This window comes from Paraburkholderia sp. RL17-381-BIF-C, assembly GCF_046026435.1.
In the GTDB taxonomy this organism is placed as follows: domain Bacteria; phylum Pseudomonadota; class Gammaproteobacteria; order Burkholderiales; family Burkholderiaceae; genus Paraburkholderia.
The window spans coordinates 21322-41723 of sequence record NZ_JARESX010000066.1; the positions used below are offsets into that span (position 1 = coordinate 21322).

Here is a 20402-nt window from a genome sequence, read left to right on the forward strand (position 1 = left end):
GAGCAGCGCGTGACTCATACGGGCGGCGCCATCAATTGGCTCCGCCCGTTGTCGTTTACCGGCCTGCGCTACGCAAAATCCGACGGACCCGGCGGCGGCACGCCTGGAGGCGTATCGGTGTCACCCAACGCTGCGTCCTCGGCTTCCTCGGCAGGCGGAAGTACCTCGCCTTTTTTCGGCAGCGGTTGATCGAGACCCGGTTCGACCGGTGTGGGAATTGCGTCGCCGATCGGTTTGGACACCTCGGTGGGCGGGCCGCCCGGGTCTTCTTCGGCGTGGCGCTCGGGCTCGTGCTCGTTCGGGGAATTAGCCATGATTGCCGCAAGGGCTCTCCGGTTGGTAAGTACCCACCATGTGCAGCAATACGCGTACCACGGCCAGTTTGAGGGGAGCGAGCCGCTTGCTATCGGCACCCTCACAACCTTGGCCGGCCGGCGAAACGCAAGGCATGGCGGCCTCAGGCCGCATCCGACGCGGCGCGGTCATCCGTCAAGGAACGCTCGACTCGCTCATGACGGGACGGCAGCGCAGGCTGCGTGTGTGACGACGCTGGCGCGCGCGGTGTCTTCAAACGCAGGATCGGTTCTTCGATCAGCCGCCAGGACAGAACGGCCATGGCGAGCGAGATTGCAAACGACCCTGCGATGCCTGCGACATGCGCCCACAAGGGCACCGTGCCGCCGAAGAGCGCTTCGGCGTGATGGTTGCGAGTCAGGTCGGGGATCAGGTTGTGATAGAGGTAGAAGCCGTAGCTGATTCTCCCGAAGCTCACCAGCCAGTTCGCTTCGAGCAGGCCGATAACGACCGCATTGCGGCAGCACGCAATCGAACACACCAGCGCCACGATGCACAGGCCGTACGCGGCGCTGATCAGGGTGAACAGCACGGGGTTGCCCACCTCGCTCCACGTCGGCTCGGTCGCGCAGAAAGCCACTAGCCCCAAGCTCAATGCGAAGAGCGTCGCGCCGTGCCCGAGCCATGCCCGCAGCCGGCTCTCCTTTCGCGCGATCATCAGGCCGCCGATTCCACCCAAGGCCAGCAGCCAGAAGTTCGTGAGCGGGTGCGTATAGATGGTGATGTCCTGCCAATGCGCCGCGCGCATCGCCATGAGCGAAACAAGCCCGGTCGCAACGATCACGAGGCACGCCGTGAGATGCCGTCTAACGGCGAGCAGCAGCAATAGCGGTGCGAACACGAGATAAAACTGCTCCTCGATCGCGAGGCTCCACAAATGCGAGTAGCGTCCCGGCCAATAGTGCAGCACGGAGCCGATCCAGATGTTCGACAGATAAGCGAGATGAAACGGCATGCCGCTCGCCAGTTCGGGACTCGCCATGCCGAACGCCATCAGGGCGCACATTACCAGCAGCATCAGGTAGTAAATCGGAAAAATGCGCAGGGTCCGGCGAAATAGAAAGCGCTTCAATTCAGCGCCGAATCGACTAACGCCGGTTTCAATGCGCGTGCGTTGCGCGGACAGAATGCCGATGATCAGAAATCCGCTCAGCGCGAAAAAGATCCATACGCCGAGATGGCCGATTTCGCCGATATCGCCGAACAGTCGGTGTTGAAAAAAGACCATCAGGACCGCGATCGCACGCAGTCCGTCGAAGCCGGCAATTCTAGTGTTCATGTGGTCGTCTTCCAGTGCGAAGGTGGCGCGCGTGGCGCGGCCGTTCTGGGCGGTAATGGAAGGACCGGAGCGCTCCACCGACGCTAAGGTCGGCCGTGGCGAAGAGAAGGCGTCGCAATGACGCGCAACGCGCCTGCCGATCGCGGATCGGCTGAGCGCGTGTCCGGTCCACATGAGTGGCCGCCGTCGAATGGTGGCATCGCTCAAAGCGCGCGATGTCCGACGGGCGTGCATGAAACCATCCTACGATGAAAAAAAGCGAAAAAAATCGCGCATCGCATTCAGCGATTTATTTTCTGCTTCCATTACCGATCGCATTCGCGCCCAGCGATTTAAAACCGCAAATCTTGCCGCAAACCGAATACTTGACGACTCAGTATTACCGCATGCCGACAGCTGAATTTCAGATTGCCGCTATGCGATTCGAAATTAAAGGCGTCTTGTCAGCGCGCGCCGATCTACTCTGCGGCGCCGGCAGGAACGTTTTATTGTCATGGTGTTCCTACGAAAAACGGCGTACCGCCTGCGTGCGCCCATCTTGCGAGAACCTGAATGGAAACCCGTCGCGGCCACTCCGGAGGAAGCCCTCCCGGGGGACGTTCGATCGAAGTGGATTTCTTCCGCGGCGTCGTGCTGATCGTCATCGTGCTGGACCACATTCCCGGCAGCACACTTTCTCATCTGATGCTGCACGCTTATGCGCTGTGCGATTCGGCGGAAGTGTTCGTGTTTCTCGGCGGCTATGCGTCGGCGGCAGCTTATACGGCCGTGCTCGCGGGCCGCGGCGAGAGCGCGGCGAAGATGCGCTTTGTGCGGCGCTGCTGGGAAATCTACCGCGCCTATCTGTTGACGGCTGTGCTGACGCTGCTGTCCGGTGCCGTACTCGCGACGCTGAACCTGAACCGTCCCATGGTCGACCTCACCGGCTGGGCGCCTTTCGCGCTCCAGCCGCTGCGCGAGGCGCTCGATATCATGCTGCTGCGGCGCCAGCCTTATCTGTCGAGCGTGCTGCCCATGTATGTGATCTTTGCGATATGTGTGCCGTTCGCGGTGCCGCTGGCCCGCCGTTCGTCGCTCATGGCGCTGGGCTTGAGCGTGGCGATCTGGGCGCTCGCGCGGCCGCTGGCCGCGTTATTCAGCATTGACGACGTGGCCGACTGGGCTTTTAATCCGTTTGCGTGGCAACTGATGTTCGTGCTCGGGATTCTTTGCCGGGTGCAGCCCGTCAGCGAGCGCTTTCATGCGACCCGCACCGCCCGTTGGTGCACGCGGGGCGCGGTGTTGGCGGCGCTGACATTCGCTATCGTCAAACTCTTCGTGCTGACGCAACCTTTGCCCGGCACGTTTAAACAGAATCTTTCTCCCGATCGCGTGATCAACTTTATCGTTATTGCCTGGCTCGCCGCGCAGTTCGTGCGCATGGGCAGCATCGCGTGGCTCGCCCGGCGGCTGCCCGCCGTGGTCACGGTCGGCCGCACGGGGCTGGTGTGTTTCGTTGCGGGCACACTGGTGTCCCTGATCGTCGATACGGCCACGCCGCATACATTCCATGGCTTTCGCGGCGTGCTGATCGGATTGGGCGGCGATCTCGTCGCCATCGGCGCCGTGCTGATGATCGCGCGCGGCTGGAGCGGCTGGAAAGGGCAGCAGGCTCGCGCGGCCGCCAACGGCGCGGGTTGCGGATGAGGTCGCGCTGGGCCTCCGTGCGTGTCACGCGCGATTGGCGCGCGGCGATTCAGATTGTCGGCGCGCTGCTGTGGCTCGCCGCTCACGAGGCGTGTGCCGCGCCGAAGGAAGCGCCGCTCGCCATGCGCTGCGCGGAATTCGCGGGCGCGGTTCTGCCGCCCGAACTCATTGCGTTGCCGAGCGCCGGTGTGCAGATCGAAAGCGCGGCGATGGTCAGCGCCACCGCGCCGGGCAATCAGCAGGGCGGCGAGTATTGTCGTATCACCGGCCGTATCAAGGGCGTCAAAGCCACCACCCCCGACATCCGTTTCGATCTGAATCTTCCGCGCCGCTGGAATGGCCGCGCGCTGCAGATCGGCGGCGGCGGTTATAACGGCGTCGTGGTGAGCGGCACCGGCGTGATGCCGTTTTCGCCGAACCGCGCGCCGCTCGCGCAAGGCTACGCAACCTTCGGCGACGACTCCGGACATGTGGGCGATTCGTCGGTTGCGGTGTTCGGCCTCGTCGATGAGGCCGTTACGAACTTCGGCTTTGCGCATCTGAAGAAGACGCACGATGCCGCGCTTGCGCTGATTGCACGCGCCTATGGCCGGCCGCCGCAACGGATGTATTTCGCCGGCGGCTCGACCGGCGGCCGCGAAGGCTACACCGTGATGCAGCGCTTTCCCGACGATTACGACGGCGTGATCGCCAATTCGCCCGCGCTCAATTTTTCCGGCGTGCGTCTGCTCGGCGTGAAACTCGGCCAGGCGGAATACAGCACGCCGGGCGGCTTCATTCCGCCGTTGCTGCTCGAACACGTCTATCAACGCTCGCTCGCCGCGTGTGACGCACTCGACGGCGCGGCGGACGGGATTGTCAGCGACGTTGCCGCATGCCGGGAGCGCGAAGCGCAAATCATCGACTCGCTGCGCTGCGCCGGGCGTGCGCCGTCGCACGATGACTGCCTCACCGACACGCAACTTTCCACCTTGCTCGTCATGCGCGACGGGCTGTCGTTGCCCTACCGTCTGGCTTGGGACGTGAACGGCTATAGCGGCTACAACATTTTTCAGGGCACGCATCTGAGCGGACTGCTCGGCCTTGCGCATCAGGCGGAGCGCTTGCCGGTGCCGACATTCTTTGCCAACGGCTACCTGTTCGCGCAGGGCGACGGCTATATCCGCTATTTCGTCGCGCGCGATGCCGGCTTCGACTCGCTCAGGTTCGACCCGCTACATCCTGGCAAATACCGCGCGCAACTGGTCGCGTTGTCGCAGACGATCGGCGCGATGAATCCCGACCTCTCGCGCTATATTGCTCGCGGCGGCAAGCTCATCACGCTGCAAGGCCTCGCCGACGAAGTCATCAGCCCGAATCAGACCATTCGCTACTACGACACCCTGGTCGATCGTTTCGGCATCGACCAGGTCAACAATTTCATGCGCTTGTACATGGTGCCGGGATTCCAGCACGGCAGCGGCGTATTCATTCCTTCCGTCGATCTGCTGGGCGCGCTCGATAACTGGGTGACGCGCGGGGCATCACCTGAAACGCTGACGGCAACCGATATCGCGGCGGCGACCAATGGACGCTCACGTCCGCTGTGCCGCTATCCGCTGTTTCCGCGTTATGTCGGCAAGGGCAATGTGAATCTGGCCAGCAGCTTTATATGTGCCGAGCCGTGAGCGGACGTCTTGCAAAAAGCGCTGCGGAAATTGAAAGGCCGGGGTGCATGCGCAGCGAGCCCGCTGCATGAGCGTGTGATTCCGCTTTCGCAAAGAGAAGGGCGGCGGCGCCTCGCATCGGCGCTGCCGCCCCACATCGAACTCAGCAACTCAAAGCATACACGGCCCGTATCGTATTACTGGCCGTTTTGCATCGTGCCGCCCGCCCCATTGTTCATGCCATTGCCGGTACCGCTCCGGGTGCCGTTGCTCATACCGTTGTTCATGCCTTTGTTCATGCCGCTATTGGAACGGTTCATCGACGGGCTATTCGGTGATGCGCCAGTACCCGTGCCCACGCCGCCGCCGGTGCCCGTCACGCCAGGCGTGCCGTAGCCCGAATCGCTCGGGCTCTTCATCGATCCATTGCCGACACCGGGCGTTGCGGTCCCGCCCGCGCCACCCGTAGTGCCGCCGCCGGCACCTACGCCGGTGCCTCCACCGCCCGTACCGCCGGCTCCGCCCGCCTGTGCGTAAGCTCCGCCAGACAATGCCATTACGAGCGCCGAAGCAAAAACCATCTTGGTAACGTGTTTCATGTTGACCTCCATAAAGTCAGTTTGATGTCACGCAAGCGCTTGTCGCTCACATGCATGGACTGCCGCAAGCGGTGTGCCTCGCTTGAGGAGGCTCGCATTAACGCGAACGACACGGCAGCATGCAGAAATTCGAGCATGGGCCGTTCCCGGATCGATGCCGCGAATGATGAAAAGGTAGGTATCCAAAGCAATGGGAATAGTTACCTTGAATCGCGCGGCGAGGGCGCTGCGTCCAGTAAAAGCGGCCGATGCTTGCGCCTTCGGCGGAGGTTGGCGGCGAACGCCAATCGCAGGATTGTGAAGGCAGATGACGCGTGTTAGAGTCCGAGGCGCCTGATCGGCAGCACCACAACCACCAGTAAAAACGCGGGCCGGCACATCACGCTGTCCGCGCAAAAACGATTAAGGACGCCGTATGGAAACGCCAGGCGCAACGCCTCTCGTCCCGCCAGGTCAGGACGACGTGCAGAACATGCTGCGCGACAACGGTGCCGGCATCGTCGCGGCTACCGTCTCGCCTGTCTCCAGCGAGCGGCCGGCGCTGCGTCTGCTGCTGGTGGACGACAGCGTGGACGCCGCCACGGCGATGTCGATGCTGTTCGAGGCGGACGGCTACGACGTGCGGGTCGCGCACGAGGCCAATCATGCGCTCGAGCTTGCGGCGCAGTTCGAACCCGAGATCGTGCTGCTCGATCTCGGCCTGCCCGGCATGGACGGGCTTCAGCTCGCCGAGGAGATGCGCAAGCGCGCGTCCACCGCCAATGCCCTGTTGATCGCGGTGACGGGCTATGGGCAGGCGGCCGACCGCCAACGTTCGCGTGAGGCGGGCTTCGACCACCATCTGGTGAAGCCGGTGTCGTGCGAAGAAATTCAGCATGTGATTACCGGCCGCTTCCCCGGCGGACAGCGCTAGACGCGCATCTTTCCCCGTTTCGACCCTACGTATTTCCGGTGCGGCGCTGCAGTGCGCTGCACGCTTTCGCACTTTCCATTACATTGCGGGTGCGGTGGCGCTTTAACACCGCTCCCTCTAATTAAACAACGGTGTCTGCCATCGTCGATTCCATGCAGCCAATCGTCTCGGTCACGAACCTGTCGAAAACCTATGCGACCGGTTTTCATGCGCTTAAAAACATCAATCTCGCGATCAACCGTGGGGAAATCTTCGCTTTGCTCGGCCCGAACGGTGCCGGCAAAACAACCCTGATCAGCATCATCTGCGGGATCGTCAACGCGAGCGTTGGCAGCGTGACGGTGGACGGCCGCGATATCGCGACCGACTATCGCGGTGCGCGCTCGCTGATCGGCCTCGTGCCGCAGGAGCTGACCACCGACTCCTTCGAAACCGTCTGGGCGACCGTCTCGTTCAGCCGTGGACTGTTCGGCAAGCCGAAAAACCCGGCGTACATCGAAAAGGTGTTGCGCGACCTGTCGTTGTGGGAAAAGCGCGATAGCAAGATCATCACGCTCTCGGGCGGCATGAAACGCCGGGTGTTGATCGCGAAGGCGCTTTCGCACGAGCCGCGCGTGCTGTTCCTCGACGAACCGACTGCCGGCGTGGACGTGGAGTTGCGCCGCGACATGTGGAAGCTGGTGCGCTCGCTCGCGGCGAGCGGCGTGACGATCATTCTGACCACCCACTATATCGACGAGGCCGAGGAAATGGCCGACCGCATTGGCGTGATCAGCGGCGGCGAAATCATGCTGGTCGAAGAGAAAACGGAGTTGATGCGCAAGCTCGGCAAAAAGCAGTTGACGCTGCAACTGGAGAGCCCGCTCGCGCAAGTGCCGGACTCGCTCGCCGGCTATGGGCTTGACGTCGCGAAGGGCGGCAACGAGCTGATCTACACGTATGAGGGCGAGGGCGGGCGCACCGACATCATCGCGCTGCTCAAGGCGCTCGACGACGCCGGCATTCGCTTCAAGGACCTGCACACCACGCAAAGTTCGCTCGAAGACATTTTCGTCAGTCTGCTCCGAGGTGACCAATGAATCTCTACGCCATTCGCGCGATCTACAAGTTCGAGATGGCGCGCACCTGGCGCACGCTGATGCAGAGCATCATCGCGCCGGTGATTTCGACTTCGCTTTACTTTGTCGTGTTCGGCGCGGCGATCGGCTCGCGCATCAAGGAAGTGGACGGGATCAGTTACGGCGCGTTCATCGTGCCGGGTTTGATCATGCTGTCGCTGCTGTCGCAAAGCATTTCGAATGCGTCGTTCGGAATTTACTTTCCGCGCTTTACCGGCACGATCTACGAATTGTTGTCGGCGCCGGTGTCGTATCTGGAAATCGTGGTGAGCTACGTGGGTGCCGCGGCCACCAAATCGATTCTGCTCGGGCTGATCATTCTCGCTACCGCGGGATTGTTCGTGCCATTGCAGGTGCAGCATCCGTTCTGGATGATCCTGTTTCTCGTGCTTACGGCGGTCACGTTCAGCCTGCTCGGTTTTATCATCGGCATCTGGGCGGATAGCTTCGAGAAGCTGCAACTCGTGCCGCTCCTGATCATCACGCCGCTCACTTTTCTCGGCGGGAGCTTCTACGCGGTCAATATGCTGCCGCCGTTCTGGAAGGTCGTGACGCTGTTCAATCCGATCGTCTATCTGGTGAGCGGATTCCGCTGGAGCTTCTATGGTCTCGCCGACGTGAATGTCGAAGTGAGTCTCGCCATGACCGCGTTGTTTCTGGCGGTGTTTCTGCTGATCGTTGCGTGGATCTTCAAGACGGGATATCGGCTCAAAAGCTAGCAGGGCGCACGCGAGCCGGCACCCCTGCATGCCGGCCACTGCGCGCTTTCCTGCCTGACTTCTACGTCACATAACCCTGCGCGACATTGATCAACTGCACGCGGTTGCGCACGTTGAACAACTGCCGCAGACGGCGCAGGTGGTAATCGACGTTATGCGGCGACAGCCCGAGGAAATAGGCGATCTCCTTGTCCCGCTGACCCTGCACGACCGCCCGCAGCACCGCATGCTGCAATTCGCTCAGCGTGACGCGCTGCTGCTGCGCGGGCGCGATGCCGATCACACTTTTCGCGTGCGTCCAGATGAATTCGTGGATCGTGTGCGCGAACATCAACGTTTCGGCCACGATCGATTCGGTCATCCAGCGCGGATTGCCGATCTCCGAGTTGAAGCACAAGCTAGCGCTCAGCTCCGGCTCGGGCAGCGGCATTTGCGTGAGGATCCCGCTTTTGCGCCCGGTCGCCTCAAGCAGGTCGATCAGGCCGCCGAGCCGTTCGCTGCGCATTTGCGCACGCGGCAGATCGGCGCGCATGTCCGCCGTATTCCAGAGAAACGGCAGGCCGGTCGGCGAGGCGAGCGCGACGCGCGGGTCGAGTTCGAAATAACGCTCGCGGAAGTAGCGCGTGAGCCAACTCTGCGACTCGTAGCTGGTCAGCACGAACATCGTCTTGTGATGCGCCGACGTGCGCGTGGCCGAATAGCTGAACGAGTCGAATCCGAGTTGCCTGATGCGCTGCCGCACGAACTCGATGCGGTCCTGCGCGCTGCCAAAGCGCACCAGCGGACTGATGACCGGCGCGGCGCGCCGGGCGGCGGGTGAGGGCGTGCCGATTTCCTCCTCGGTGAAGAGCGTGAGAAAGCCTGTGGGCGCGATGCCTGTTGCGGTGCGGTTAGGTGCCCTGGATGCTTCAGCCGCGTGGGCTGATTTCCCGGGTTGCCGCGTGCCGGCCGGGTAGGCCGGTTGTGCGGCAACCGCCGAGTTGTAAGCTGCCGACGCGTGCCCGGCTTCACCTTGCGGCGAGCCGGTCAGCCAGTGCGGCAGCGTATCGCATTCATGTTCCATTAAACGGTAGCTCCAGCGTTCGAAACGCGTGAAAGACGACAACCTGAATGATTAGCTATTTCCAAAAATTACGGTAGCCGGTTCCTTGCTATCATTTTTGAGTTCTTGCTCTGATGGCGGACTGGCAACACGGGTATGGCAGGGTTCACTCTTCATATGCACCTCCCTGGGAATGGACGTGATGGCACGAATTCCAAAGCTGACTACGACGCTTGCCTACGATCGCTACATGGCGGGCGAGAAACTGGTCTCGAGCGTGAATCGCCCGTGGCGCCACCTCGTGCTGCGCTCGTATCTCGAACCGGCCGAGCAGGAACTGCTGGAAGCGCCCGGCTTGCAAGACCTCACGCTGATGACACTCGCGAGCGGCGCCGAGCACCTCGAGCGCAACCTGAACGGGCGCTGGGAGAGCGCCGATCTGCGGGTGGGCGACGTCTGGTTCGTGCCGTCCGCGCCGATCTCGTGGCGCTGGCGCTCGATCAGCGATGAGCCGCTGTCGACCGTCCATTTGCACATCGAGCGCAGCCTGATCGACAGCGTCGCCGATCAGATGGAGCTTGGCGGCTCCCGCGAGCTGTCGCTCGGCGACGCGATGCAGTTTCGTGATCCGCTGGTTGCCGCGATGCTTGCCGCATTGCATCGCGCCGCGGCGGATCCGGCCGACTCGCGTCTGTATGTCGATGCGCTGCTCCACGCGCTTGCCGCGCACCTGTTGCAGCATTATTCACGCGGCCGCTCAACGTTGTCTGGATCGCAAACCGGATTGCCGGCGCACCCGGAACGCCTCGTGCCGCGCCGGATTCGCCGTGTAACCGACTACATCCGCGCCAATCTGGCCGGGGATCTGTCGATCAGCGAACTGGCTGCCCAGGCGGGATTAAGCAGCTTTCATTTTGCGCGCGTGTTTCGCCGCGAGACTGGCGAGGCGCCGCATCAGTTCGTATCGCGACTGCGGCTCGAAGAGGCGGCGCGGCTGTTGCGTGCGACCGATCACACCGTGCTGCAGATTGCGATTGCGGTTGGTTTCGAGAATGCCAGTCATTTCTCCGTGCAGTTCAAGCGTGACTACGGCGTGACGCCGCTCGCTTACCGGCTGCGTGACTGAAGTACGGATTGCGCGACCGGAAGTGGCCGGCTGGTCAGCAGGCAGTGGCGAGACGGCGGCAGAGGGTTCAAGCTAGCCGGACGAGGGTTCGCTAAGCCTCGCCGCTTTCGCCGCCAGACGCGCTGTCGTACTGTCTGTCGTACTGTCACCGAAGTCGAACCGACTTGGATCGCTGCGAGGGACAATGCGACGGGCCGCCTTGGGGGAATCACGCACCTTGCGCAGTGTGCTGCGCATTGCGCGGCTTGCAAACTACGAACTTTCGTGGCGGACTTGCGGTTCGACCTGGCACGGCTATGCCGTCAAGGCGCGGCGGCCACGAATTGAACAAGCTCGTCGCACTGGTCCAACTGGCCTGACCGGCAAAATGTCAACTGTATCTGTCGAAGCCTTGCACCGGACGACAGAATGGTGCGCCTGCGGCCTGGCCTGTGCCTCGCGTCTGACCGACCATTCCATTCAACCCGTCACACTGGACAACTGGCGATGACCCGACTCCGAATCACCTCCTGCGGCCATGTCTTTACCGCTGAAACCCATCCGGACGCGCCGCATACCGTGGCCGCCTTCCTGAAGCTTCTGCCGTACCGCCAGAAGATCATCCACGTGCGCTGGAGTGGCGAAGGCTGCTGGGTGCCGCTCGGCGACTTCAAGCTCGAAAACGACGGCGTGGCGGTCGGCTTCGAGAATCACACGAGCCATCCGTCGGTCGGCGACATTCTGTTCTACCCCGGCGGCTACAGCGAGACCGAGATCATTCTCGCGTACGGTTCGTGCTGCTTCGCGAGCAAGCTGGGCCAGCTCGCGGGCAATCACTTCCTGACGATTGTCGAAGGCAAGGAAAAACTGCGCGAGCTCGGCACCAAGGTGTTGTGGGAAGGCGCGCAGGACGTGCTGTTCGAAAAGATCTGACACGGCGGCGCGGTGTCCCGCATGGCGACTTGCATCGGGACACTAGTGCAGACGCGTCCTAACCCTGGTTAATTTTTGTTCCGTAAATCGCGCATACTGGAGGCGTCCGGGCGGCTTGCGAAGCGCTCCCCCTGTGCCTCCTGAGCGCGGTTGCGCAGTCCCTGCGGTCGCGTTGGATATGCCGAGGAAGTCCTCCTGGCGGTGGCGCGGAACACCTATTTTCGCCGCCACGCGGCGCCAGGTCTCCCACATGACGGACTCGCACGTACTGCCGCTGACCGCTCTTGCCGCACAGTTGCGTCTGCAACAGGTCGATCTGACCGAACGTTGGATGAAGGCCGTCTTTCACGACGCCGAATTGACCGAATCCGACCGGCTGACCTACGAGCAACTGGCCGATCACATCCCGAACATCCTCGAGGAAATCTGCAGCGTGCTGGAGCGCCAGGACCTCGACCACGCTGAAGGCGCGATCGAGCGCGACGCGCGACTGCACGGCAAATTGCGCTGGAAGCAGGGCTACCGGATCGACGAACTGGTGCGCGAGCTCGATCTGTTCCGGCAGATGCTGACCGGCGCGATCGTCGAATTCAGCGAATCCCGGCCGTATTTCACGCGGCGTCACGAGGAGCGGGCGCGGTATTTCGTCGACGAAGCTGTCAGCTTCGTCACGCTGACCTCGATTCGCGAGGTCGTCAGCGAGCGTGACCGGAAAATCGACGACTACACCGGGCGCCTCGAGCGCGCCAATCACGAGTTGACGCTCAAGCAGCGGCTGGTCGGCGATCTGTACGAGTCACGCATGCAGATCACGCGCAGCGTCGTGCACGATCTGCGCAACTTTCTCAACGTGTTTTCGATGGCGCTGCAACTGATCAGCCGCGCGCCGTCCCGCGTCGACACCGCGCTCGCGCTCGCGAACCGTCAGGCCGCCGACATGAAAACGCTGGTAGACGAACTGGTCGAATATTCAGTCGTGCTCGGCGATAACAGTCCGCTCGTGGTGGAGAGCTTCGCGCTGCGCGAGTTGTTCGACGAACTGGTGATCTCGTGCGAACCCGCGATCGAAGCGAAAGGGCTGCGGCTTCAGACGGCCTTCGACGGCGCCCTGCAGGTGGTCGTGTCCAACCGCCTCAAACTCAAGCAGGTTGCGCTGAACCTGCTGACCAACGCGACCAAATATACCAAGGCGGGCCTGATCGAATTCAGCATGACGGCCGCGCAGGACGACCGCTGGCGCCTGCGCGTGTCGGACACGGGCGTGGGCATCGAGGCATCGGACCGGGAGCGCGTGTTCAAGGAATTCGAGCGCGCCGCCGCCGACGACATTCCCGGCGCCGGTCTGGGTCTCGCGATCGTCAAGGAACTGTGCCGGGTGCTGGAGGGCGAGATTCGTTTCGACTCGCATGAAGGCAAGGGGACGATCTTCGATATCACCTTTCCGATGCGCTTGCAGGCGACGGGCGGCTGACAGGTCTATCTGGATACGGCGTGCTCCGCTGTATCAGTTCTTGCATCTTCCAATGTGGTTCTCTTGTATGACTTTCGTTCAGTCACCGAGCGTAGACTGATTCGGTCGATGTTCGCCCGCGTGAAAGCCGGCTAGCCGCGATTCGCATTTATCCAGAGCACTGTTTTCAGACAGTTTGGAATTGCGTCTTAGAAAAGACTAAAAACAGTCTGCACTATTTAAGACATTTGGCATTTTGCGTCTTAAATCGGCTATGTCGTTTTTCTAATATAAGCTAAAAAATAGCTTTGCAAGGTATATTTGTGTCCCGTGGCTTTGCGACGAGGCGAAGCGCGATGCCATCTTAAGTTTCTATTGGTTCTGGCTAAATAGTTAGGATCACATAAGAAAAAACTATTGTTTGATTCTTCAATAAGAAGAGTGGGAGGTATGTTGAATAAATCTTATAAGACCGTCTGGAATGCAACGACCCGCACATACGCAGCCGCGTCAGAGGTGACGAAAAGCCGTGGTGCAAAAGGGGTGTCGGTACGCGGGTCGCTGGTGGCCGCGAGTGCGGGGCTGCTGAGTGCGTTGGCGTTTTCGCAACCCGCAGCGGCCGGGGAATGCGAGTCATCGGAACAGCACTGTCTGAGCGTCGCGCAGGCGCTGGCGGCCGGTGTCGCCGTGCCGGACAAAGACGACGCGGCGAAGCCCGCGGACATGGTGGCCGCAATCACGAATGCGAGCGTGTTCACCGGCAATCCGGCACTCGACACGGCGTCGGCGCCATCGTCGGCGGCATCCCTTGCCAGTTCGAACCGGACCGGCTTGCTCGGGGCGAGCGTGCCTACACCGGTGACCGACTATATCGCCGTGAGTCCGAACGTCGTTCTGGGCGCGCGCACCAGTGCGTCGACCGACCTGAACGCCATGGCGATCGGCCCAACGGCCGCTGCAACCGGCTTCAACGCATTGGCCGTCGGTTCGGCCTCGATTGCCGGTTCCGACGCTTCGACGGCGGTCGGCTCGGCGGCGGGCGTCGCTTCGGTGAATTCGACCGCCGTCGGTGCTTCGGCCATCGTGGGCGCGCTTTCCAATAACTCGGTGGCGGTGGGTTACAACTCGCGCGCAGGCGCCATGAATACGATAGCGCTCGGCTCCTTCGCGAGCGCCGTGTCGAGCGGGTCCGTGGCGATTGGCTACAACGCCTTCATCAACCCGTCCTCGACGAATTCGATCGTGATCGGCTCGAACGCGTCGGCGAGCGCCAAGGGCTCGGTCGCGCTCGGCGCCGATTCGATTGCCGACCGCGCCAATGTCGTCTCGGTGGGCAGCATTACGCAAGGCCGTCAGATCACCTATGTCGCGGCCGGCACGCGGCCTACCGACGCGGCCAACGTCGGTCAGCTCTCGGGCGTGGCCGAAGCGCTCGGCGGCGGCGCGCAAGTCGATCCGAACGGCGCGGTGGTCGCGCCTGCGTACACCGTCGGCGGGACGACCTACCACGACGTGGGCGCGGCCCTCGCGGCGGTGGTGACAAATAGCGCCGCCGGCGGTGCCGACGCGCTGCGCTACGACACCCCGGCGCATGACGTTGCGACGCTTGGCAACAAAGTCACGCCGGTCAAGCTCACCAACGTCGCGGCCGGCACCTTGAGCGCAGCCAGTTCGGACGCCGTGACCGGCGCGCAACTCTACGGCACCAATCAGGCGGTCGCGCAAAACACGACTGACATCACCAACATCTCCAGCAACATCACGAACATTAGTAACGGCAAGGCGGGGCTGCTTCAGCAAGACGCTGTCTCGCGCGATCTGTCCGTGGCGAAGGGCACGGACGGCAAGCACGTCGACTTCACCGGATTGACGGGGGCGCGCGAGTTGGTCGGCGTGGCGGCGGGTACGACCGCGGGCTCGGCGGTGAATCTGGCGCAGCTCAGTCCGGTCGTGGCGTCGCTTGGCGGCGGCGCCACGGTGAACGCGAACGGTTCGGTGGCCGGTCCCACGTATCACGTGCAAGCGGGCACGCAGACCACGGTCGGCAGCGCGCTGAGTTCGCTCGACACCGGGCTTTCGTCGCTGCAGTCGCAGATCAGCGGCGGCACGGTCGGCCTCGTCACGCAGAATGCCGCATCTCACGACATTCTGATCGGCGCGTCCACGACCGGCACGCGGGTCAGCGTGGCGGGTTCGGCGGGAAATCGCGTGATCACCGGCGTGGCGGCTGGTGCGGTTGGCGCGGCCAGCAGCGACACGGTCAATGGCGCGCAACTTTATGCGAACACCGCTAACACGGCGGCCGCGCTGGGCGGCGGATCGACCGTCAATCCGGATGGCTCGCTCAAGAGGCCGGCTTACAGCATCGGCGGAAGCACCTACAGCGACGTGGGGGCCGCGCTCGCGGCCGCCGTCACGACCAGTGTCCAGGCAGGCGCCGATTCCGTTCAGTACGATTCGGCGGCACACGACATCATCACGTTGGGCAAGGGCGTCGCGCCGGTTCGGCTCACCAACGTGCGCGCCGCTAATCTCGATGCCGGCAGTTCGGACGCCGTCAACGGCGCGCAACTGTTCGCCACCAATCAGGCCGTCGCGCAGAACAGCGTCAGCATCACGAACCTCGACCAGCGCGTGACGGATAACACGACGAACATCAGCAGCCTCGACCAGCGCGTCACCGCGAACACGACGAACATCAGCCATCTCGACCAGCGCACCACCACGATCGAAGGCGACGTGACCAACATCACGAACCAGATCACGAACGGCGAGATCGGGCTCGTTCAGCAGGATCAGGCGTCGCGCAATCTCACCGTGGCGAAAGATACGGACGGCGCGCGCGTCGATTTCACCGGCACTGGCGGCGCGCGCGAGCTGACCGGGATCGCGGCGGGCACCACGGACGCATCCGCGGTCAATCTCGGCCAGTTCAAGCCGATGGTGGCCGCATTGGGCGGCGGCGCGCAGATCAACGCCGACGGTTCGCTGACCGGCCCCAGCTATCACATGCAAGGCGGCACGCAAACCACGGTCGGCGACGCGCTCGGCTCGCTCGACAATGGTCTCAGCACGTTGCAGCAGAACATGGAAAACGGCGGCATCGGCATGGTCACGCAGGATCCGGTGTCGCGCGATATCAAGGTGGGCGCGACGACGAACGGCAATCTGATCAACATGGCCGGCACGGCAGGCAATCGGGTCGTCACAGGCGTGGCGCGAGGATCGGTCAGTTCGACGAGCAGCGACGCGGTGAATGGCGCGCAACTGTATGCGCAGGCGGCGAGCACGGCAGTGGCGCTGGGCGGCGGAGCGACGGTCAACGCGGACGGTTCGGTAACGGCGCCTTCGTATAGCGTGGGCGGCAAGGTAGTGAACAACGTCGGCAGCGCGATTACCAACCTGGATGGCCGCGTCACCCAAAACAGCAGCGATATCGCCGGTTTGCAAACTACCATTGGCAACCTCAACGGGGCGGTCGCGAATGCGGTGCAGTACGACGGTTCGGCGCACGACAGGATCACGCTCGGCGGCACGGCGGCCAATGCGCCGAAGGTACAGCTGACCAATCTGAAGGACGCCAATCTATCGGCCACCAGCACTGACGCCGTGACCGGTGCGCAGCTCTGGAATACCAACCAGGATGTGAGCACGCTGAACCAGTTGGTTCAGTCCGTGCGGAACAATCAGACTACCGGCACTCCCTATGTTTCCGTGAACAGTGCCGGCAGCGCGGCGCAGGCGATCGGCAACGGGTCTGTGGCGATCGGCGGCGGCGCCAAAGCGTCGGCGCCGAACTCGGTGGCGATCGGCGAGGGTTCGGTGGCCGACGTGACGAACACGGTTTCCGTGGGCTCATCCGGCAGCGAGCGCCGCATCACCAACGTCGCACCGGGCCAGGCGCCCACGGATGCGGTGAATATGCAGCAGTTCCAGGGCGGCTTGAGCGACATGGCGCGCAGTGCCTACTCGGGCACAGCCTCGGCGCTGGCGTTGACCTCGATTCCTGAAGTCGACTCCAGCAAGAACCTCGCAATCGGAGTCGGCACGGCCGGCTACAAGGGGTATCAGGCGGTGGCCGTGGGGCTGTCGGCGCGCGTCACGCAGAGTCTGAAGGTGAAGCTCGGCGCGGGCATCAGTTCCGCCACGACCGCGGTCACGGCCGGCGCGGCATATCAGTGGTAGAGCGAAGGCGGGATATCGGCGCGTTCGATATGCGCCGGTAGACGGGCCGCGAGCCTGGCTCGCGGCGCGCACCCCGCCGTCTGAACGCGCGGGGTGATGAACGACAGGCCGTTACTGGAACAGCTTCATCGCCTGCGAGAGCGTATTGACCACGCCCCATGCGAGCGGAAGGGTCACATACAGCCAGAACACGGCGAGTTTGACCTTGCTGGTCTGATTCACTGCTTGAACGGTCGACATGGGAATCTCCTTATGCGCCTCTGGCGAGTTGAGCGTCGGTCATGTGGTGCTTGTCGTCCACACGCTTGACCAGCAGGTTGCAGACGAAGCCGACCACCAGCAGCACGGCCATGATATGAACGGTCATCGTGTAGGCGTCCGCCTTGGCGACGCCGTGCGCGACTTCATAGGCGCGAATGTAGTTCACCAGCACCGGACCGGCGACACCCGCCGCAGCCCACGCCGTCAGCAGACGCCCGTGAATGCCGCCGACGAACGCCGTACCGAACATGTCGGCGAGATAGGCCGGCACGGTGGCGAAGCCGCCACCGTACATTGTCAGGATCACGCAGTAGGCGAGCACGAAGAGGGCGATCTGACCGGATGCGGCGAAACCCGGCACGAGGTAGTACAGCACCGCGCCGAGCGCGAAGAAGATGAAGTACGTGTTCTTGCGGCCGATCCAGTCGGACGCCGACGCCCAGACAAACCGGCCACCCATATTGAACAGCGACAGAAGACCCACGAATCCGGCCGCTGCGGCTGCCGTCACCGAGTTTTTGAAGCTTTCCTGAATCATCACCGAAGCCTGGCCGAGAATGCCGATGCCGGCCGTCACGTTCAGGAACAGCACGAGCCAGATCAGATAGAACTGCGGCGTCTTCAGCGCCTGGTCGATATGCACGTGGTTACGCGAGATCATCTTGTTCTGACTCGTCGCGGCCGGCGTCCAGCCGGCCGGTTTCCAGTCCGCTGGCGGCACGCGGATCGCCAGTGCGCCGATCGTCATCGAGATGAAGTACGCGATGCCGAGCACGACGAACGTCTCGGCCACACCGATGCTGGTGGCGCTGCGGAAGTGGTTCATCAGCGCCACGGACAACGGCGCGGCGATCATCGCGCCGCCGCCGAAGCCCATGATCGCCATGCCCGTCGCCATCCCGCGGCGGTCCGGGAACCAGCGGATCAGCGTGGACACCGGCGACACATAACCGAGTCCCAGCCCGATTCCGCCGATCACGCCGTAGCCGAGGTAGAGCAGGACGATCTGATGCAGATACACGCCGAGCGAGGAGACGAGGAAGCCGCCGCCGAAGCAGCATGCGGCGGTAAACATCGTGCGGCGCGGGCCGACGCGTTCGAGCCACTTGCCGGCAAAGGCCGCCGACAAACCGAGGAACACGATCGCCAGCGAAAAGATCCAGCCGAGGGAGGTCAGCGACCAGTCATCCGCACTGGATTGCGTGATGCCGATGACCTTGGTCAGCGGGCCATTGAACACGGAGAACGCATACGCCTGGCCAATACAGAGATGGACGGCGAGTGCCGCGGGCGGGACCATCCAACGCGAAAAGCCGGGTTTCGCAACGGTGGCCTGTTTGGAAAAGAACGGAACAGAGCCTGAATTGCCGCTCGGCTCGGTGATGCTGCTCATGGTCGGTCTCCGGTGACGAATTAGTTGTTATCGGCGCCTCGTACACTTTGCTTTAGGCGTCGCGGCGTAAAGTCCACGAACTCGGAGCCGTCAATATATGTATTTGAATTGCATATGACGTGTTGAAGTCCGCGACAAAAATCGCATCGTCGAACGATAGGCGGCGATCATGGCCTTTGCAATATGAGACGCAAAGACATAAGGTGTTTGCCTGGTGAAACACGACCGTAATCTGTCGAATCGCGGCGCCGCGGCGCAAACGGGCGGAACAAACTACCGGTCATTCCAAACGAAACGGGCCGGCGGTGGCATCTTTCGCCACGCCGGCCCGCTTTGGCGGAGTTACCGCATTCAGGCGATGGTGCGCCCGGTTTTCATTTTGGCGGCTACGAGCACCGAGATCAGACAGCCGATAGCCAGATAAGCGGCCACGGGATGCCACGAGCCACCGGCAAAGCTGACCAGCGCGACCGCAATGAACGGCGTGAAGCCGCCGCCGACCACGCTCGCCACCTGATAGCCCACACCCGCGCCGCTGTAGCGATACTCGGTGCCGAACAGTTCGGTGAACATGGGCTGCTGCACGCTCACCACCATGTCGTGCGCGACGTTGGCGAGCATGACGGCGAAGACCACGATCCACAGCGTCGAGCGCGCTTCGAGCGCGAGGAAGAACGGCACCGCGCTCAGCATGCCGATCACCGCGCCGACAATATAAACGCGGCGGCGGCCGAAACGGTCCGCCAGCGCGGCGAAGCACGGGATCGTCATGCAGCTCAGCGCGCCGACCAGCAGACCGATGGTCAGGAAGAATTCGCGCGGCATGTGCAGATTTGCCGTCGAGTAGTTCAGCGCGAATGCGGTGACGATGTACATCGTGAACAACTCGGCAAGACGCAGCGCGATGATCAGCAGGAACGCCTTCGGATGCCGCAGCAATGCTTCGACAATCGGCAGGCGCACGCTACGTTCACCGTGCTTGCCGACTTTCTCGACGAACTCCTTCGACTCTTCCATGCTCGAGCGGATCCATAGCGCGATCAGCACCAGCACCACGCTGAACAGGAAGGGCAGGCGCCAGCCCCAGCTCAGGAACGACGCGTTATCCATCGAACGGCTGATCAGCGCGACCAATCCGGTCGAGAGCACGAGGCCCACACCATAACCGACCTGCACGCCGCTGCTATAGAACGCTTTCTTCTTTGCCGGGGCGCTTTCGACCGCCATCAGCGCCGCGCCGCCCCATTCGCCGCCCACCGCGAAGCCCTGGATCGCGCGCAACGTCACGAGGAGCACCGGCGCCAACCAGCCGATGCTGGAGAAAGACGGCAGCAGGCCGATCGCGGCGGTCGACAGGCCCATCATCATGACCGTGAGCACGAGCATGCGCTTGCGTCCGAGCCGATCGCCGAAGTGCCCGAACACGAAGCCGCCGAGCGGACGGAACAGAAAGCCGACGCCGAAGGTGGCGAACGCGGCGAGGGTGCCCATCGCCGGGCTGACTTTGGGGAAAAACTCGGCATTGAAAACGAGCGCGGCGACGATGCCATACAACAGGAAGTCATACCAGTCGACCACGGCGCCGACGAAGCTGCCGAGCGCCGCCTTGCGGGCCTGGCTGCGCGCCTTGCGGTTGTCGGCCATGGCGGCCGTCGGGATGGTGGTGCTCGTCATAGTGTCTCCTCGAAACTCTCTGGCTGCTGGAATCGCGCGCCGGCA

18 protein-coding genes are annotated in these 20402 nt (G+C 62.8%); 11 read left to right on the forward strand and 7 right to left on the reverse strand.

Annotated elements, in window-relative coordinates; all coding sequences use genetic code 11:
- Positions 1-68: 68 nt before the first annotated feature.
- Both P0D70_RS29025 and P0D70_RS29030 read right to left on the reverse strand, forming a co-directional pair.
- The gene (locus P0D70_RS29025) at positions 69-314 is read right to left on the reverse strand and encodes a hypothetical protein (protein WP_408186976.1); all 246 of its coding nucleotides are present in this window, start codon (positions 312-314) and stop codon (positions 69-71) included.
- 143 nt (positions 315-457) lie between these two features.
- On the reverse strand, positions 458-1633 hold the full coding sequence (locus P0D70_RS29030; RefSeq protein WP_408186977.1) for an acyltransferase family protein: 1176 nt from the start codon (positions 1631-1633) through the stop codon (positions 458-460).
- Here P0D70_RS29030 and P0D70_RS29035 point away from each other — a divergent pair.
- The 4 genes from P0D70_RS29035 to P0D70_RS29050 all read left to right on the forward strand — a co-directional run bounded on the left by P0D70_RS29035 (position 1632) and on the right by P0D70_RS29050 (position 4986).
- Positions 1632-1754, forward strand: a complete 123-nt coding sequence (locus tag P0D70_RS29035) for a hypothetical protein (protein ID WP_408186978.1) — start codon at positions 1632-1634, stop codon at positions 1752-1754. The genes P0D70_RS29030 and P0D70_RS29035 overlap by 2 nt on opposite strands.
- A gap of 111 nt (positions 1755-1865) precedes the next feature.
- The gene (locus P0D70_RS29040) at positions 1866-2033 is read left to right on the forward strand and encodes a hypothetical protein (RefSeq protein ID WP_408186979.1); all 168 of its coding nucleotides are present in this window, start codon (positions 1866-1868) and stop codon (positions 2031-2033) included.
- Positions 2034-2185: 152 nt separating this feature from the next.
- Positions 2186-3319 (forward strand): OpgC domain-containing protein, encoded by a 1134-nt coding sequence (locus tag P0D70_RS29045; RefSeq protein ID WP_408186980.1) that lies wholly within the window; start codon positions 2186-2188, stop codon positions 3317-3319.
- Positions 3316-4986: a tannase/feruloyl esterase family alpha/beta hydrolase gene (locus P0D70_RS29050; protein WP_408186981.1), complete on the forward strand. Its 1671-nt coding sequence runs from the start codon at positions 3316-3318 to the stop codon at positions 4984-4986. Before P0D70_RS29045 ends, P0D70_RS29050 begins: the two co-directional genes overlap by 4 nt.
- Positions 4987-5162: 176 nt before the next feature.
- On the opposite strand, the gene P0D70_RS29055 is transcribed toward P0D70_RS29050, so the two are convergent.
- Positions 5163-5564, reverse strand: coding sequence for a hypothetical protein (locus tag P0D70_RS29055; protein ID WP_408186982.1), 402 nt, complete (start codon positions 5562-5564; stop codon positions 5163-5165).
- A gap of 415 nt (positions 5565-5979) precedes the next feature.
- On the opposite strand from P0D70_RS29055, the gene P0D70_RS29060 reads away from it, so the two are divergent.
- From P0D70_RS29060 to P0D70_RS29070, 3 genes are all read left to right on the forward strand, one after another.
- Entirely contained in the window at positions 5980-6477 is a 498-nt protein-coding gene (locus P0D70_RS29060; RefSeq protein ID WP_408186983.1) for a response regulator, read from the forward strand.
- Between the two features lie 152 nt (positions 6478-6629).
- Entirely contained in the window at positions 6630-7556 is a 927-nt protein-coding gene (locus P0D70_RS29065; protein WP_091802997.1) for an ABC transporter ATP-binding protein, read from the forward strand.
- Positions 7553-8314 carry an ABC transporter permease gene (locus tag P0D70_RS29070; RefSeq protein WP_091802995.1) on the forward strand — a complete coding sequence of 254 codons (762 nt, stop codon included), beginning with the start codon at positions 7553-7555 and terminating at the stop codon, positions 8312-8314. Before P0D70_RS29065 ends, P0D70_RS29070 begins: the two co-directional genes overlap by 4 nt.
- A 61-nt stretch (positions 8315-8375) precedes the next feature.
- Here P0D70_RS29070 and P0D70_RS29075 read toward each other — a convergent pair whose 3' ends face one another.
- Positions 8376-9377, reverse strand: a complete 1002-nt coding sequence (locus P0D70_RS29075; RefSeq protein WP_408186984.1) for a helix-turn-helix transcriptional regulator — start codon at positions 9375-9377, stop codon at positions 8376-8378.
- A gap of 181 nt (positions 9378-9558) precedes the next feature.
- On the opposite strand from P0D70_RS29075, the gene P0D70_RS29080 reads away from it, so the two are divergent.
- From P0D70_RS29080 to P0D70_RS29095, 4 genes are all read left to right on the forward strand, one after another.
- Complete coding sequence (locus tag P0D70_RS29080; protein ID WP_408186985.1) at positions 9559-10482, forward strand: AraC family transcriptional regulator; 924 nt, start codon at positions 9559-9561, stop codon at positions 10480-10482.
- A 486-nt stretch (positions 10483-10968) separates the two neighbouring features.
- A complete protein-coding gene (locus P0D70_RS29085) occupies positions 10969-11394 on the forward strand; it encodes a DUF3830 family protein (RefSeq protein ID WP_095422571.1) in 426 nt (141 codons plus the stop codon).
- A 250-nt stretch (positions 11395-11644) separates the two neighbouring features.
- The gene (locus P0D70_RS29090) at positions 11645-12865 is read left to right on the forward strand and encodes a sensor histidine kinase (RefSeq protein WP_408186986.1); all 1221 of its coding nucleotides are present in this window, start codon (positions 11645-11647) and stop codon (positions 12863-12865) included.
- 429 nt (positions 12866-13294) lie between these two features.
- Positions 13295-17029: a YadA-like family protein gene (locus tag P0D70_RS29095; protein ID WP_408186987.1), complete on the forward strand. Its 3735-nt coding sequence runs from the start codon at positions 13295-13297 to the stop codon at positions 17027-17029.
- Between the two features lie 111 nt (positions 17030-17140).
- Here P0D70_RS29095 and P0D70_RS29100 read toward each other — a convergent pair whose 3' ends face one another.
- From P0D70_RS29100 to shiA, 3 genes are all read right to left on the reverse strand, one after another.
- The gene (locus P0D70_RS29100; protein WP_091802982.1) at positions 17141-17269 is read right to left on the reverse strand and encodes an MFS transporter small subunit; all 129 of its coding nucleotides are present in this window, start codon (positions 17267-17269) and stop codon (positions 17141-17143) included.
- Positions 17270-17279: 10 nt separating this feature from the next.
- Positions 17280-18683 (reverse strand): L-lactate MFS transporter, encoded by a 1404-nt coding sequence (locus P0D70_RS29105; RefSeq protein ID WP_408186988.1) that lies wholly within the window; start codon positions 18681-18683, stop codon positions 17280-17282.
- Between the two features lie 351 nt (positions 18684-19034).
- Positions 19035-20357 (reverse strand): shikimate transporter, encoded by a 1323-nt coding sequence (shiA, locus tag P0D70_RS29110; protein WP_408186989.1) that lies wholly within the window; start codon positions 20355-20357, stop codon positions 19035-19037.
- Between the last annotated feature and the right edge of the window lie 45 nt (positions 20358-20402).

What these genes read in the sequence shown, in the direction of transcription:
- P0D70_RS29080 (WP_408186985.1), top strand. Translation starts at nt 9,559, where the DNA reads ATGGCACGAATTCCAAAGCTGACTACGACGCTTGCCTACGATCGCTAC.
- P0D70_RS29065 (WP_091802997.1), top strand. Translation starts at nt 6,630, where the DNA reads ATGCAGCCAATCGTCTCGGTCACGAACCTGTCGAAAACCTATGCGACC.
- shiA (WP_408186989.1), bottom strand. Translation starts at nt 20,357, where the DNA reads ATGACGAGCACCACCATCCCGACGGCCGCCATGGCCGACAACCGCAAG.
- P0D70_RS29040 (WP_408186979.1), top strand. Translation starts at nt 1,866, where the DNA reads ATGAAACCATCCTACGATGAAAAAAAGCGAAAAAAATCGCGCATCGCA.
- P0D70_RS29090 (WP_408186986.1), top strand. Translation starts at nt 11,645, where the DNA reads ATGACGGACTCGCACGTACTGCCGCTGACCGCTCTTGCCGCACAGTTG.
- P0D70_RS29055 (WP_408186982.1), bottom strand. Translation starts at nt 5,564, where the DNA reads ATGAAACACGTTACCAAGATGGTTTTTGCTTCGGCGCTCGTAATGGCA.
- P0D70_RS29050 (WP_408186981.1), top strand. Translation starts at nt 3,316, where the DNA reads ATGAGGTCGCGCTGGGCCTCCGTGCGTGTCACGCGCGATTGGCGCGCG.
- P0D70_RS29085 (WP_095422571.1), top strand. Translation starts at nt 10,969, where the DNA reads ATGACCCGACTCCGAATCACCTCCTGCGGCCATGTCTTTACCGCTGAA.
- P0D70_RS29045 (WP_408186980.1), top strand. Translation starts at nt 2,186, where the DNA reads ATGGAAACCCGTCGCGGCCACTCCGGAGGAAGCCCTCCCGGGGGACGT.
- P0D70_RS29105 (WP_408186988.1), bottom strand. Translation starts at nt 18,683, where the DNA reads ATGAGCAGCATCACCGAGCCGAGCGGCAATTCAGGCTCTGTTCCGTTC.
- P0D70_RS29025 (WP_408186976.1), bottom strand. Translation starts at nt 314, where the DNA reads ATGGCTAATTCCCCGAACGAGCACGAGCCCGAGCGCCACGCCGAAGAA.
- P0D70_RS29100 (WP_091802982.1), bottom strand. Translation starts at nt 17,269, where the DNA reads ATGTCGACCGTTCAAGCAGTGAATCAGACCAGCAAGGTCAAACTCGCC.
- P0D70_RS29095 (WP_408186987.1), top strand. Translation starts at nt 13,295, where the DNA reads ATGTTGAATAAATCTTATAAGACCGTCTGGAATGCAACGACCCGCACA.
- P0D70_RS29035 (WP_408186978.1), top strand. Translation starts at nt 1,632, where the DNA reads ATGTGGTCGTCTTCCAGTGCGAAGGTGGCGCGCGTGGCGCGGCCGTTC.
- P0D70_RS29070 (WP_091802995.1), top strand. Translation starts at nt 7,553, where the DNA reads ATGAATCTCTACGCCATTCGCGCGATCTACAAGTTCGAGATGGCGCGC.
- P0D70_RS29060 (WP_408186983.1), top strand. Translation starts at nt 5,980, where the DNA reads ATGGAAACGCCAGGCGCAACGCCTCTCGTCCCGCCAGGTCAGGACGAC.
- P0D70_RS29075 (WP_408186984.1), bottom strand. Translation starts at nt 9,377, where the DNA reads ATGGAACATGAATGCGATACGCTGCCGCACTGGCTGACCGGCTCGCCG.
- P0D70_RS29030 (WP_408186977.1), bottom strand. Translation starts at nt 1,633, where the DNA reads ATGAACACTAGAATTGCCGGCTTCGACGGACTGCGTGCGATCGCGGTC.